Origin of the sequence: Winogradskyella eckloniae, from assembly GCF_013249045.1 — a bacterium.
In the GTDB taxonomy this organism is placed as follows: Bacteria; Bacteroidota; Bacteroidia; order Flavobacteriales; family Flavobacteriaceae; genus Winogradskyella; species Winogradskyella eckloniae.
This window is the reverse complement of the sequence record NZ_JABRWP010000002.1, coordinates 536990-552353: the sequence shown is the minus strand read 5'-3', so window position 1 is coordinate 552353 and position 15364 is coordinate 536990. Positions and strand designations below refer to the sequence as shown.

Annotated in this window: 9 protein-coding genes; 4 read left to right on the top strand and 5 right to left on the bottom strand. The window is 31.3% G+C overall.

Going from position 1 to position 15364, the window contains the following annotated elements:
* Window positions 1-562: 562 nt before the first annotated feature.
* From HNV08_RS05330 to HNV08_RS05310, 5 genes are all read right to left on the bottom strand, one after another.
* Window positions 563-2530 (bottom strand): putative porin, encoded by a 1968-nt coding sequence (locus HNV08_RS05330; RefSeq protein WP_173280126.1) that lies wholly within the window; start codon window positions 2528-2530, stop codon window positions 563-565.
* A 138-nt stretch (window positions 2531-2668) separates the two neighbouring features.
* The gene (locus HNV08_RS05325; RefSeq protein ID WP_173280125.1) at window positions 2669-4642 is read right to left on the bottom strand and encodes a S8 family serine peptidase; all 1974 of its coding nucleotides are present in this window, start codon (window positions 4640-4642) and stop codon (window positions 2669-2671) included.
* Between the two features lie 80 nt (window positions 4643-4722).
* Window positions 4723-5496, bottom strand: coding sequence for a hypothetical protein (locus HNV08_RS05320; RefSeq protein ID WP_173280124.1), 774 nt, complete (start codon window positions 5494-5496; stop codon window positions 4723-4725).
* Between the two features lie 20 nt (window positions 5497-5516).
* Window positions 5517-6962, bottom strand: a complete 1446-nt coding sequence (locus HNV08_RS05315) for a RagB/SusD family nutrient uptake outer membrane protein (protein ID WP_173280123.1) — start codon at window positions 6960-6962, stop codon at window positions 5517-5519.
* 4 nt (window positions 6963-6966) lie between these two features.
* Complete coding sequence (locus tag HNV08_RS05310) at window positions 6967-10173, bottom strand: SusC/RagA family TonB-linked outer membrane protein (RefSeq protein ID WP_173280122.1); 3207 nt, start codon at window positions 10171-10173, stop codon at window positions 6967-6969.
* Window positions 10174-10387: 214 nt separating this feature from the next.
* On the opposite strand from HNV08_RS05310, the gene HNV08_RS05305 reads away from it, so the two are divergent.
* The 4 genes from HNV08_RS05305 (at window position 10388) to HNV08_RS05290 (ending at window position 15341) form a co-directional block, all read left to right on the top strand.
* The gene (locus HNV08_RS05305) at window positions 10388-10990 is read left to right on the top strand and encodes a ribonuclease HII (RefSeq protein ID WP_173280121.1); all 603 of its coding nucleotides are present in this window, start codon (window positions 10388-10390) and stop codon (window positions 10988-10990) included.
* 36 nt (window positions 10991-11026) lie between these two features.
* Complete coding sequence (locus HNV08_RS05300; protein ID WP_173280120.1) at window positions 11027-13390, top strand: ribonuclease HII; 2364 nt, start codon at window positions 11027-11029, stop codon at window positions 13388-13390.
* A gap of 202 nt (window positions 13391-13592) precedes the next feature.
* Window positions 13593-14642: a nucleoid-associated protein gene (locus HNV08_RS05295; RefSeq protein WP_173280119.1), complete on the top strand. Its 1050-nt coding sequence runs from the start codon at window positions 13593-13595 to the stop codon at window positions 14640-14642.
* 81 nt (window positions 14643-14723) lie between these two features.
* On the top strand, window positions 14724-15341 hold the full coding sequence (locus tag HNV08_RS05290) for a hypothetical protein (protein ID WP_173280118.1): 618 nt from the start codon (window positions 14724-14726) through the stop codon (window positions 15339-15341).
* Window positions 15342-15364: the final 23 nt, after the last annotated feature.

Genomic DNA, 15364 nt, shown 5'->3' with positions numbered 1-15364 from the left:
CTAATAGGAATTTTTCTAGTACTCTAAATGATTTATTCTCTTGTTTCTAATCAACCGTTTCCAGTTGATTTTTACGCTGTCAATTCAATATGTTAATGAACTTTTTTTTCTTTCCTTAACTCGTTTCCTTGTTAAGCGGGTGCAAATATAAAACCCTTTTTTTATTCCCACAAACTAATTTGAAAAAAAATTTAAATTATTTTTTTTAAACTCGTTTTTCTCTGGAAATGAACGTCCGAATCACAAACCATTGTTTTTGTTTCGGGGTGCAAATATAAAACCCTTTTTCTTTCTAACAACTACTTTTTAAACTTTATTTTTAATTTATTTTCAATCAGCTTAAAACCATAACATTACAAATAGGGTTTGTTTTTTAAAGTAACAAAAATGACAATCATACCATCTGTTACAAGTTGATTAAAGGTCTATTTCTAGCATTAGTTATTCAAAATATTATTAAGAAATAACGACGAATTATATCCTTCTTAAACAAATCCATCTTAATTTCATATGTATATTACCAACTGTTAGCTTAAAAAAGAGATGTAAGATTAAGATTCATCTATAAGAAAAAGTCCCAAACTAAACCAAAGCGAACAATAAAATCTCTATAAGGATGATTCGGTGCAGAAAAATAATTGTATCCAGTAAACGAAGAATTGAAATGCTCCGCCTTTAAATATATGCGTGTTTGTCTAACCTTGGCATTAATAAAAAAATCTAATCTCGGAAATCCACCTATTTCAGTCTCGTTTTGTGTATAAAATTCTGCTAACAATGGATCATATCCATTCATATTATACTTAGTGAAATAATTAAATATGACTCCTGTTTGAAAAGTCATAGATTTTTTAAATAATTGGTTGGAATAATACAAGGTGTTTCTCGTAATAAATGTAGGTACATTTAAAACGTCTTCATCACTAACTACATTTTGATACATTATGGTATTATCTAGAGCAAAATTTCCAACTTTGAATTCCTTTTCCAATTTTAACTTTAGATATTTTATCGGTTCATTATATTGTTTAGGTCTAATGATGTTAATATCATCACTACTATCCTCTAAATTAAAAAAAGTGTAATTATCAATATTTGAAATTTCTAATATAGCATTAAGGTACTTTTTAGAATACACTCCAAACTTTATTTGCTGTGAATTTACATTACTATAGCTTTCTAAGTTATACCAATTGTAATTAACGTAATCACTTTGGTATAACAAATAATTATAATTGGCCAATCTAGAACTTATTGAAATTCCTCCAATGAAGTTAAAATCATTATTAATACTTAAGCCAATACTTCCATCTATATAACTTCCAAGAAATTCATCTGAAATATTCAATCCTGCAGAACCTGACAATTTAAGTTTGTTAAATGTTTTACTATATGCGGTTTCTAATCCTAGAAAATTAGTATTAATTCTATTTGGAATATTTTCATCCAATAATAATACGACACTATTATAGCCATAATTAATTTTATTATAGTTGAAAGCAAACATGACATCACCAATTGTTTTATTGGAATAATTTAAACCTAAACTCGTTTTGAAGTTTTGAAGTTTAACCTTATCATTAATACTTGTATTAAAAGCATCTCCAAAATAATCACTTGCTGCTGTCGTTTGACTATACTGATACGATTTATTCTCAAACGACAATTTATTAAATACATGTACTGATTGCTTGCTAATTGAATCAGCACTTCTGATTATGTTATATGATTGCTCAAAATAGTAACGATTCCCTTTTAATGTATTTTCGGCATCTTCAAAATTAGGATCAAAAACAGATCTATCTAAAAACTCTTTATCTCCTGATGTGAAATTTTCCAGATCGTCATTTTTTATTCCTCCGTTTTCTTGATTTAATAAATCTTGAGCTACAACATAACCTCTTGCCTTATATCTTTTATTTTTTGAATTATAATTTGAAGTAAATCGAAAATTTCCAGAACTCGTTAATGCGTTTTGATAATTTCCTAGCGAACGTAGACCTTTATATGCCAATGAAAAATTTAACTGCCTTGATAGATTTACAGTAAAAAACGCATCTAACATTTGTCCTTGTTCTACTGCGGTCTTATAAGTAAGTCTGGTCCAAGGTGTAGGAACTTCATAATATTTGATATCCTCATGTTCAAAATAATTAAAATGACGTGCCCTAGCGCCCAATTTTGGAACCGAACTATTTTCATTAACATTATAAAATAATGAATTATAGGTTTGACCAAAATTTGCAAATTGCATTAAACCAAAATTATCTCTTTGAAGATAATTAAATTTATATTCTTTAGCAATGGATAAGGTCGTATCAACTTGGACAGAATCTACTTTATCATTATATATTAGGTACATATCAATTGATGCCACTTTATTAAATCCATTTGATCGATTTAACAATGTAGAGTCTTTTTCTTGACCATTACCATTTCCTGAAATTCCCCCTCCTGATATTTTAGTTTGAGAATTAACAACCTTAGTTAAGCAGCAAAAAAATATAATAAACAAAATTCTAAACAACATGTATATAATTCTATTTTGTAAACAATTAAAAATCTAATAAATTGTGTCAGCAACGAATATTACAAATATCTTAACAAAAAAAGATCAACACGAATTAATGTTGATCTTTTTACAAACTGTTTAATAATATTAAAAAAATTATTCAATTATTATTTTTTGAGAAGTAATATTATTACCATTTTTTATATGAGCCAAATACACTCCTGATTCCACTCCATCTAAGTTTATTGTTTCCATAAAATGTGTAGAATTATTTGAATACGTATTATTAAATACGAGACGTCCACTAATATCAAATATATCAATTTTAACGTCATCATTACTTGAGTTTAAATCAAAGCTAATTGTAAACTCACCTTTATTAGGATTAGGAAATACTACCAATGAATTATTTAAAATACTCTCTTGAGTACTTAAAGTTAAATTATTACCTGTTAAAATTAAAGAAAAATCCTGACTTTGCGGATCAAAAGGGCCACCTTGATTTCCAGCTAGCGTACCCTTATGGGTAACGGTTATAGTATAAACGCCAGCATCTGCGTTATCGACTTCTACAACTTCAATATTATCTCTTATATTATCACCTTTAACTGCCAAAAATTCTGTACCATTCGAAAAATCCAACATCCATGGTTCAAATACTTCTGTAGTCCCTTTTGTTATTCTCAAATCTAAATCATTAACAAGTCTAGGTGATGGATTATTTAGTTGTCCATTTAAAGACCCACCAGGCATATCAGTCCAACATATTGTAGCTTTTAAATCATCAATAGTGCTAGTTGTAAATGTATAACTATAGGTTTCTCCTTGATTTAACGTAAGTTCACTAATAATTGCAGCACCCACATCACTATAGGAAATTACATTAGCGGCTTCTTCTACATTTAAAAAGCCCCAACCAAATTTTGGATCAGGTCCAATATTTGCGTTATCATCTAAAGCTGTATGACAAATTAAGCCTTTAACAGTTGATGCTAACATGAAATCATTATTTAATTGTTTATAGTATTCCTGTAAAAGTACAATTGCCCCTGCCGTATTAGGAGATGACATAGATGTTCCAGAAAAAGTAGCATAAGAATCCGTAGGAATAGGTGAAAATAAATTAGTCCCATCCGCAGCAATATCAGGTTTAATTCTAAAATCATCAGTAGGGCCTTGACTACTACTCGAATTTATTGCTAAATTTGATATTTCATATGTAAATGGTGCTAAAGTGGGATTAGCGTTTGCTACAACCAAACTATTTTTAGAATTCTTATCAGTCGTTAATTTATCGAAACCATCTAACATTCCTCCCGTATAAGTGACGGAACCAGAATTACCAGCAGACATAACTACTAAGTACTGTGGATTATTATTAATTAGGGCATCCAGATTAACTGCATCCGAATTGTAACATCCCATAATCCATGAATCAATCGGTCCTGACCCATCATTTGGATCAACCGGAACACCATATGAGTGATTAGATAATAAAATTGGATCAACAGGATCATTTATAGCTTGTAACATTTCAGAAGTATCACTAGACCAATTATAAGATTTAATTGTCACATTAGGAGCCATACCTTTTGCCAGTGAATTAACACCTTTTGCACCAATTGTACCAGAAACATGAGTACCATGACTACTAAATCCTGTATCTCCATCAATTGTGACATTATCAACCACAACAATACGAGATTGCGTATTAGTAGCATCAGAAAATTCAACATGCGTATCTTGTGCAGGTCCACCATCCCATACCCCAACAACAATGTTAGATCCATCAAAACTAAAACCTAAAGATCCTCCATTTTGCAAAGAAGTTGTTTTCGTAGCCCTTGCAGCATCCAAATTATCAGTAGATTTATAAATCGGTTTGCCATTGATTATATCATAAATAGACATAATTCCACCATTCTCCAATTTTATTACTCGTTTCTTATCAGAATTTAAAAGTAAATAATTATCAATTCTAATTTCTCGATTATTTTCCTGTTCTAAAATGTCTTTTAATAATATATTATTAGTATCTGATAAATTTAAATCAGAAATATATTCATCTTTTTGAGCATAACTAAACTGATTTAAACAGCAAATAATTATTAATACTAGTATATTTTTCATATTATTTATTTACAAAAAAACCACTTTAAGACAATCTCCTTAAAGTGGTTTTATATATATTATGTATTACTTTTTTTAATTTAATTAATTGTAAAAGTAGCAGAACCAGAAGAAGAAACATTTCCTGGATCAGCTGAAGGACCAACAATTCCGCTTGCTAAAATAGTACCATCCAAAGTAACCGTAAATCCATCACCAACAAGTCCATCACCATAAGAATCGTAAACAATAACTCCATAGTCACCAGAATCTAAACAAAATTGTGTAGTTATTGTAGTAAAATCTAAATCAAATGGTCCGCCAGAAGCAATTAACACTTGTCCAGAAGTTAGATCGTATAACTCGTATGTAGTTTCATCTGGCCAATCATCAGTAGTTATATTAAGAGAAACTAGGTTAAGAGGACAAACTCTAGCAAATTCAAAAACAGTTTCGGTCTTTCCACTAACTTTTGTATAATCACCATCTACTAAACCAAACACAACTAATTGAGGATCCACGAAATCAAGATCATCTAAATTAAAGGTTAACTCAGTAGAACCAGATAACTCACCTGCAGGAATGGTTACCTGACTATTAAAACTATATGTATCAGGTGAAGCTGTAGTAGCTACAGTTCCATCAGCAGTTTCTTCTAAAACTTCTATATTAAAAACTTGATCTACACTAGATACAGCAGTAGTTTCAATTTTTAACAGATATGTATCACCAGTATCCAATTCAGTTGCATCCTCACTATTTTCAAAGGATATAGCCATAGGAGCTGTTACATATTCCTCTTCTTCACATCCAATATTAGCTATTAGTACTGTGAATAGAAAAAGATATTTAAATAAATTATTTATATTTTTCATATTTCTTAAAATTTATATTATTAAAATGGATTTTGATCTTCAATAGCAATAAATTCATTACTATTTAACTCATCCTCTGGAATTTGAAAGTTAAATTCATTAGCATTAACTCCATAGTTAAAACGTCCCCAAGAAGGGTGGTTAGTTCCTACATAATCTCTTTCCAATGGCTCATTCCATCTTTTCATATCATAAAAAGCAAAACCTTCTCCCCATAATTCAATCTTTCTTTGCATTTTTATTTCATCCATTAAAGCCGTACCCGTATTCGTAGACAACGTATATGCCGCGTCTCTAGAAGACACAAGTGTATAAAGAGCTTGTGCTGCACCAGCGTCATTACCATTAAGAGCCATTGCTTCAGCAAGAATTAAATGCATTTCAGCACCTCTCATATAAACATAATCTCCTTCAAAAAAAGTTGCATCAATAAATTTAGTATTAGCATATTGACCTAAACCATAGGCAGGTCCTGAAATCCAAGCTTGTCTTGCATCAGTAGCAGAAATTGCATTATAAACACGCGTATCAACATTTTTATACACTCCTAATAGTCCGGCATAACCTGGATTTGTATTTCCCATATGTGAGAAAAAAGAAGCATAAACTGTTGACGTAAGTGACGTAATATCCGCACCCCACATCCACTCTGGATTAGAAATATCATCGAACCCATCAGCTATTTCCGTTGTACTCATAAGTGTAACAGTACTCTTTGCCTGATTAGCCATTGCGATTGCATTTGAATATTCTCCAGTTTCTAAATAAAATCTAGCCAAAAGTCCGGCAACAATATCCTGGTTAATCTGATCTTTTGTTGGTCTAATGTAGTCAGATAATAAAGAATACGCAGACTCATAATCACTCTTTACTTGAGCAATAACTAAACTTTCTTCTGCTCTATTAGGTAAATCTTCAAATTCATTATATAAAGGAACACCATCTGTACCATTTCCATAAATTCTAATTAAATTGAAGTAAGCAAAACCACGTAGTGCTTTAGCTCTACCTAACACACTTTGTAGTGCTGCATCATTTGTTTCAGCCGGAACTTGTCTAATTATTGAATTTGTATTTCTAATAATAGTATAGTAAAAATTCCAAACCATATCAGTTATTCTAGATGTCTGTTGTCTTCCAACATAATTATAATAACCACTAAACCAGTGTGAAATTTCTTGAACAGCATCATTAGTCATTAGATCAAGACCTAAATCTATTGATTTTTGACCAAAATCATCGTGAATATTTCCTCCATTCGTAGAAAATTCGCTCAAAAATGTTGTAGTTCCATCTAATACTCCAACATTTAAAGTAAGTAACGCTTCAGGTGAACTATTAGCTAAATCATTTAGTTGTTGTTGCGAAACATACTCTAAATTTTCATTTTCTAAAAAGTCTTCTGAACATCCTGTTGCAACAAGCAACAAGCACATAAATAATAAATTAATTTTAATCTTTTTCATAGTTTTAAAATTTTAATGTTACACCAAATGATTTGGTACTTAATAACGCATATTCATTTGATGAAGCAGCAGTTAAACTTAATCTTGGATCATAACCTTGTCTCTTAGACCATAATGCCACATTACTAGCAAGAGCATACAATCTTATTGAATCGAAACCTATTTTATTTGCGATATCGTTAGAAAACGTATATCCTAGATTAATATTTTGTAAACTTAAATAAGAAGCATCAACCAAATATAAATCTGATGCTCTATAAGAATCATTACCATCCTGAGAATCAATTCTAGGTAATTTAGCAGTAGTATTTTCTGGCGTCCAAGTATCTGTTAACACGTCACTGTGATAATTTCCACCAGATTCTGGATCAAAACCAGCCCAATAAACACTGTCATAACCATATCCACCTATTTGATAAGAAAAATCCAACCCAAGGTCAAAATTCTTATAACCAAAATTAGTACTAAAACCACCATAAACGTCTGGCATCGCATCTTTTCCAACAAAATATTCCGTTGCTAAAGTATGATTCTCTGTTACATCTCTATCTCCTGTAGGATTCCCATCAGTATCCAATACATCAACATAGTATAATGCGGCACCATTATTAGGATTAACACCTGCAAACTCTCTTAAATAAAATGCATATCTCGATTCTCCTTCCTTTAATCGATACACCCCATCATCAATAAACTCCTGTGGTAATTTTGTTATCTCATTCTTAACAGCTGTTGCATTAGCAGATACACCAAATCTAAAATTCTCCGTATTAACAATATCACCAGTAACAGTAACTTCAAAACCAGTATTTTTCATATCTCCAATATTTTCTGGAAAAGAAGGATTACCAGAAGAAGGAGGCAATGGCGTATTAAACAACATATCACTTACATTTCTTTGAAAATATTCTGCGTCTATTGTTAATCTATTATTAAACAATTGTGTCTCAATACCAACATTAAAATTTTGGTTAGTTTCCCAAGTTAAATCTTCATTACCAAGGAATTGCAAACTAATTGCTAAATCACCACCAGCTTCTTGAAGACCATATTGATCTCTATATGCATAATAATTACGAACCCCTGATCCTGGATATAAAATAGCATCATTTCCTTGCTCCCCATAACTTCCTTTTATCTTAAACTCATTTAACCAAGAAATATCGTCCATAAAATCTTCTTTTGTTAATCGCCATGCAGCACCTACACCAAAAAATGTACCCCATCTGTTATCTGGGTGAAAAACAGAAGAAGCATCTCTTCTTATACTAGCATTAACATAGTATTTATTATCATAATCATAAGTTACTCTAGAAAAATATCCATCTAGACTATAATCTCTTTCATAGTTTGAAGCACCATCTAATTGAGCCGCAAAATCTAAAACTGCTGCGTCTGGCAATAACAAATTAGACTTACTTCCACTTAAATATCTTAAATTCCACTCTGAATTTTCATGACCTAATAATAAAGTCAAGTTATGATTCCCATAACTTTTTACCCAATTAAGTAATTGTTGTTGGGTAAATGTAGTCTGCGTTGTAGAACTTGCAAAAATCCTACCATTCGCACCTAAACCTGTTGTTGGGTTTATTGCTGCATCTCCATATAACGGCGTATCTAAACTAGCAAAATTAGTATTTCTAAAATCAATAGATAAATTATAAGAAAATTTCAAATTCTTCGTAATTCCAAAATCTGATGATACACGACCAGAAAAATTATCACTAATTGCTTCAAAAACATCTAACAACGCAGTAGCCACTGGGTTTTGTAATTGCCCATAAGGTCTTGTCGTTGGTGCAATTGTACCCGTCCCATCATCATACTGAGGATTTCCATTTATATCTAATATTCTATTTCCACCTGCATCATGAGCATAAACTGGATATATTGGCGCAATTGCTCTAGACCATCCAATTGGATTACTATAGCTACTTGTTCCATTTCCATCAACACTATTTTGAACAGAATTAGCATATCTAAAATTAGCACCTAATTTCAACCATTCTTTAACTTGAGAATTCACATTAAGCTGAGAAGTAACTCTTTTAAAACCTGAATTAACAACATAACCATCATTATTCTCATAACCTAAAGAAAAATAATAATCTGACTTTTCATTTGCCGATGACAAACTCAAGAAACTATTAGTTGTTGTATTATTCTTAAACAAATAGTCATCCCAATCTTCATTATAGTTAAGCTGAGCATTCGGATTAAACTGACCTGTATTTGGATCGATTAACAAACTACCATCAACATTGAATGGATTATAGTTTATTGGAGAAGCTGGTAACACACCAGTCCCTAAGTCATTATTATTTGTAATAAGGTTTTGTGCCGCCACATTAGCAGCTGTTTGAGCATCTAGACCATTATTAAAAATAAAATTATTTCTTAAAGCCTGATATCTAGCTAACAAATAATCTTTTGAATTATCTATGATATCATAATCTTTTGTTGACCTAGTATTCACACCTACACGACTATCAAAAGTTACAGAAATCTTACCTGTCTTCCCTTTTTTAGTTGTTATAATAATAACACCATTTGCTCCCCTATTTCCATAAAGAGCTGCAGCTGCAGCATCCTTCAAGAACGTAGTACTTTCAATATCTTGCGAGTTAATTGAGTTTATATTTCCATTAAACGGAACCCCATCAACTACGTATAGTGGAGAAGCATCTGCATTAATAGATCCAATACCCCTCATTCTTACAATAGGTGCATCACCCGGTTGACCACTACTTTGAACAACCTGCACACCAGCAACTTTACCTGAAAGTCCCTGAATAACATTTGAAGACTGAACCAATGCCAATTCTTCACTTTTAACTTCTCCAACAGACCCTGTCAGAGCTTCTTTCTTTTGCGCTCCATAAGCGACAACAATTACTTCATCTAAAGTACTGTCAGATTCTAAGACAATGTCATAAACACTACCTCCTCCGATTGTAACCTCGGAATCTTTCATTCCGACATAAGAGACTACCAATACATCTCCTTGATTTACTTTGATAGTAAATTTACCATCAAAATCTGTTTGTTGACCTTTCGAGGTCCCTTTTACAATTACACTTGCTCCTGGAAGCGGTAAACCATCATCCAAAGTTGTAACTGTACCTGTGACAGTTTTCTCTTGTGCAAAAGAAAACTGCATCACGAACGCCATAAATAGCGTTAATAACCATGTTAATTTTAATTTCATAAAACAATTATTTGAGTTAGTCTATTTGCAAACATCTTAATTAAATATTAAATAAGCAAGTGTTTTTGCCAAAAAAATGTTAATGCTTTTGAAGATTCATAAATATTAATTTTCAATGATTTTTTCATCCTTTTAAGCGCTATCTCACACATTAGATGTAAAAAGTGTAAAAGGGTTGCGTTAAAATTTTAACTTTGTTTTAAACTTTAACATTTTGAGCCTAAAAACACGTTATTCTGCTTACCATTTTGAATGTGGAACTGATGAAGCCGGAAGAGGCTGTCTCGCTGGCCCAGTTACTGCAGCCGCCATTATTTTACCCACCTCATTTAAACACAATTTATTAAATGACTCCAAGCAACTTTCAGAATCAAAAAGACAATTGTTAAAACCCATTGTTGAAACGCAAAGTGTAAGTTTTGCTGTAGCTCATATTTTTGAAGAAGAAATAGACACCATAAATATATTAAACGCCTCAATTAAAGCTATGCATGGCGCCATTGCTCAATTAGAACCAATACCAGAATTCATTATTGTAGACGGCAACAGATTTAAACCATTTAATTCAATACCTTTTGACACAATAGTTAAAGGTGATTCGAAATATTTAAGCATTGCCGCCGCGTCAGTTTTAGCAAAAACCTATAGAGATGACTATATGGAGCAAATCCACGAAGAATTCCCTATGTACAATTGGAAACAAAACAAAGGTTACCCAACAAAAGAGCACAGAGCTGCTATAAAAAAATATGGCATAACGAAATATCACAGAAAATCATTTAGATTATTACCTGAGCAATACAAATTGGATATATAACTTTTTATATTTGTAGTTTAAATTTATCTTTATTTTATGAAGCAATTCGGTTTTTTATGCATTTTATCATTATTAGTTCTAGGCTGTCAAAATGACTATAGCAAAACCAAGAAACCCTATCAATTTATTCCTAATAAAACGCAAGCCGTAATTGTTATTAATGAATTAAGTGACTTTAGCAACAGCTTAAGCAACAATGCTGTACTTTCTAGCATCTACAAAGGTGAATCTAGCAACATTTCAGAAATTTTTAAAAACTTTAATACCACAAATCAGGTTTTTATTGCTTTTCCTGATTCCATAAATTCTAAGTTTTTAATCCTAACAAAAAATGACAGCCTGTTATTTGTTACCGATGAATTAAAAAATCATAGTACCGAAACACTAGTAGATTCAAAAATTAAAAAAACAACCATAGACACCACTGTTTTCTATCACCAAATTATTGGTAACACTTTTGCAGGTTCTAACAACATTAATCTTTTAAAGTCCATTAATCCTGAACAAGAAGACTTAAACATTTCAAAGATGATTACAACTGCAGATAATAAATCTGTCGCTTCTGTTGTTTTTAAATCTAACCAAACAAGCTATTCAAAATTGATGTTAAGTGATTTTATTGCTAACGACAATGCCAAACTAGCACTATTAGATTTTAACCTTACGAGTAAACGCTTTAATTATAACGGTCTAATAAAATCTAAAGACTCAAGCATTAATTATCTTAATAGCTTTAAAAATACAATTCCACAAAAAACAAACACCATACACATTGCGCCTCAAAACACAAGTTCTTTGTTGAGCATTGCGTTTGATGATTTTACAACCTTTAGCAAAAATTTAGATGCCTTGCTTCATAAAGAGGATAGCAATAGGCCAGCGTTTTTAAATTTTACAAACGAAATAGCTACTATTGATAATGCACTAGTATTGCACTCCTTAGATCCTAATTTAATAAAGGAATCTATTGAAGAAAAATCTTTATTTGAAACTTTTAGGGATATTGATATTTATGCTAACGAAAACCCAAACATCTTCGATTCGAGTTTAAAACCTTTTATGTCGTTTAGAGCATCAGATTATTTTGCTGTGTTTGAGCGTTTCGTCATTTTTACATCGTCTATAGAAGATTTAAAATCAATCTTAACTGATGCCTTAAATGACAATACCTTAGCAGCCTTAGATAGTTTTGTTTCTATAAGCAAAAACTTAAGTGATGAATCTTCAGTTTTTATTTTTAAAGATTCTAAAGGATTAACCGAAATCCTCAATAAAGACATGAATGGTTATAATGCCAACGCGGTTCAGTTTATTCATGAAAACAATTATACGCATATCAATGGTATTATGGAAAAGTACACCAAACGTGCGGCAACTAACTCGGTTAATGAAGTCTTTACAACACCACTTGAAGCTGCCATTTTAACCCAACCACAAACTGTAAAAAACCATACTACAAAAGCTCACGACATAATTGTACAAGACGTTAATAATGTTTTATATCTTATTTCTAGCGCAGGAAATATCCTTTGGAAAAAACAATTAAAAGGCAAGGTATTAGGGCAAATAGAGCAAATTGACATCTATAAAAACGGAAGACTACAACTCGCCTTTGCTACAGAAAACGAGGTATATGTATTAGACAGAAACGGCAATGACGTTTCTCCATATCCTTTGAAATTTAATGACAAAATAACCCAACCTTTATCTGTATTTGACTACGACAAACAAAAGAATTATAGACTCTTAGTTACGCAAGGAAAAAACTTACTGATGTACGATGCCAAAGGAAAACAAGTAAAAGGTTTTAATTATAAAGCAAACCAATTTGCCATAAAAACTCAGCCTAAACATTTTAGAATTGGCTCAAAGGACTTTATTGTTTTTGGCGCAGGAGAAACGCTTCACATTTTAAACAGACAAGGTAACACCAGAATTAATGTAAAGGATAAAATTAGATTTAGTAAAAACCCTATATTTTTATATCAAAACAAGTTTACCACTACGAATACTCTAGGCCAACTGATACAAGTAGACACCAAAGGGAAATCCGTTTCTAAACACCTTAATTTAACAAGCAATCACAATCTATTTACCACAAGCAAAACGCTTGTTACTCTTAGTGAAAACCAACTAAAAATAAAATCCAAAACTGTAAATTTAGATTACGGAGAATATACCACTCCTGAAATTTTTTATTTAAATGACAAAATCTATATTACCACAACAGATTTACAAACTAAAAAGGTTTATTTATTTGATAGTCAAGGAAAATCTATTCCAAATTTCCCGGTTTTTGGTACAGCAGCAGCAACGCTTCAAAAACTTGATAGTGAACTTGGCTTAGAACTTATTACACAAAGTGATGACCATACTATTGTAGTCTACAAACTGCACTAAAATCTTTTTTTTAACCCTTGTTTCAAGGTAAATTTATTGTGAAGCACTGCAATAATTTTTAGCACAACTAATACTATACAACCAACTAATTATTAGTTCTAAATTATAGGTAAGCGCAGCTAAAATAAATTGATTGTTTTCTTAGTTTTAACTCCTTCATTTTGTAACATTGTAAACTCTAACCAAGTCCATAATTTTACAAATGATAAAAAGACAAAAAGCCTCACTTAAAAGTTGTATTATCCATAAAGTTGGAAACAAATTTAATGGAACAAAAAATGCCTTCTCAGATGCTATTGTTCATTTTGATGAAGCTACGTATAACTTAATGCTTCCTTATCTTCTTAAACCATTTGTAAGTGTCGCAGAAAACTATCGTTTTCATCATCATAGCGATATTGGCCTCAATGAAATCAACACATACAGCGATCAACTTTTTAAAGAAGATGCTGATTTTGTTGACATCTCAAAACACATCGTAACACATCTTTTTGAACAAAGTAACTCTGCACAAATTAAAACAGGAGATGTCCTTATATGTCATTTTGAAAACATACAATACGAAGACTATTTTACAGACGCAATTGGCATCTTTAAAATTGAAAATAAAACAGAATTTTTTCAGACCTATTTAGAAGATAACAATTATGATATCTTAGTACAGAAAGGCATTCAAGCCAAAAAAGTAGACAAAGGTTGTTTAATACTAAATACCTCTGATATGGAAGGTAAAATTGTGTTTAGTGTAGATAACAACACATATGACACACAATACTGGATTAAAAGCTTCCTAAACATAAGATATCCAGATGATAGCAACCAACACACCAAAAATTGTATTGAGCTTTGTAGAGAGTTTTCAAAAGAAGTTTTACAACCCAATTATGGTGGACAAGAGCAAAGTAATTTCTTGGCCAAAACTGTAGATTTTTTCAAAGAAAATGAAATAGTAAATATCGAAACTTTTAAGGAAGAAGTCTTTGAAGAGGAAGATAAAATTCAATTATTTGAAGATTACAAAAAAATCTATGAAACGGACAACAAAGTCCTCATTAGAAACCAGTTTGATGTTTCGGAAATTGCATTAAAAAAGCAAAAACAGAAGATTAAAACAGAAATAAAACTAGACACTAATATTCAAATAAAATTAGATGTTGATGCGCCTGATGCTTCAGCAGAATATTTAGAACGTGGTTATGACGAAGAGAAGAAAATGCATTATTACAAAGTGTTTTTTAACGATGAAACCTAATTATTCTTTTTAGTTACCAAAATGTTCTTATCTTGTAAGTGATTTCAACAAAGAAATGACTAACATTGATCCCTAAACTAAATGAACATTTTCAAAACCGCTTTGCTTTGTCTTTCATTAACGGCATTATCTAGTTGCGCTTCTGGCTATAAACCAATTCAACCAGAATCTATAAATTATATTTCCTCCCAAGAAACTGGCAATGTAAAACTTGAGTACAAATATGATTTACTCGATAAGAAATATGCCAAAAAAGAAATTAAAAAAGGCGTAAAATTAGTGGCCGTAAAAATCACTAATAATTCTGACAAGGATCTAACATTTGGTAGCGACCTAAAGCTTACTTATAGCAATGATTCAACTGTTGTTCTATTGGATAACGATAACGTATTTAAAACGTTAAAACAACAGCCAGCCACCCATTTATTGTACTTGCTTTTAACACCTGTTAATCTCTACACAACTGAGTCTAGAAACGGCGTTGAAGAAACAACAAGCTCTACTCCTATTGGTTTAATCTTAGGTCCAGGATTAGCTGGTGGAAATATGATAGCTGCTAGCTCTGCAAATAAAAAGTTTAAGACTGAGATGCTAGATTATAACATCAATGGAACCGAAATAAAGCAAGGCGAAACCAAGTTTGGTTTAGTTGGTATTAAATCAAATTCTTTTGACACTTTAAAACTGAAGGTAGAATAACGCCATTCTCTAACCATCAAAGA

Bases quoted from the DNA above. Each gene is read 5' to 3' on its own strand.
- HNV08_RS05330 (WP_173280126.1), bottom strand. From the start codon at position 2,530: ATGTTGTTTAGAATTTTGTTTATTATATTTTTTTGCTGCTTAACTAAG.
- HNV08_RS05325 (WP_173280125.1), bottom strand. From the start codon at position 4,642: ATGAAAAATATACTAGTATTAATAATTATTTGCTGTTTAAATCAGTTT.
- HNV08_RS05320 (WP_173280124.1), bottom strand. From the start codon at position 5,496: ATGAAAAATATAAATAATTTATTTAAATATCTTTTTCTATTCACAGTA.
- HNV08_RS05315 (WP_173280123.1), bottom strand. From the start codon at position 6,962: ATGAAAAAGATTAAAATTAATTTATTATTTATGTGCTTGTTGCTTGTT.
- HNV08_RS05310 (WP_173280122.1), bottom strand. From the start codon at position 10,173: ATGAAATTAAAATTAACATGGTTATTAACGCTATTTATGGCGTTCGTG.
- HNV08_RS05300 (WP_173280120.1), top strand. From the start codon at position 11,027: ATGAAGCAATTCGGTTTTTTATGCATTTTATCATTATTAGTTCTAGGC.
- HNV08_RS05295 (WP_173280119.1), top strand. From the start codon at position 13,593: ATGATAAAAAGACAAAAAGCCTCACTTAAAAGTTGTATTATCCATAAA.
- HNV08_RS05290 (WP_173280118.1), top strand. From the start codon at position 14,724: ATGAACATTTTCAAAACCGCTTTGCTTTGTCTTTCATTAACGGCATTA.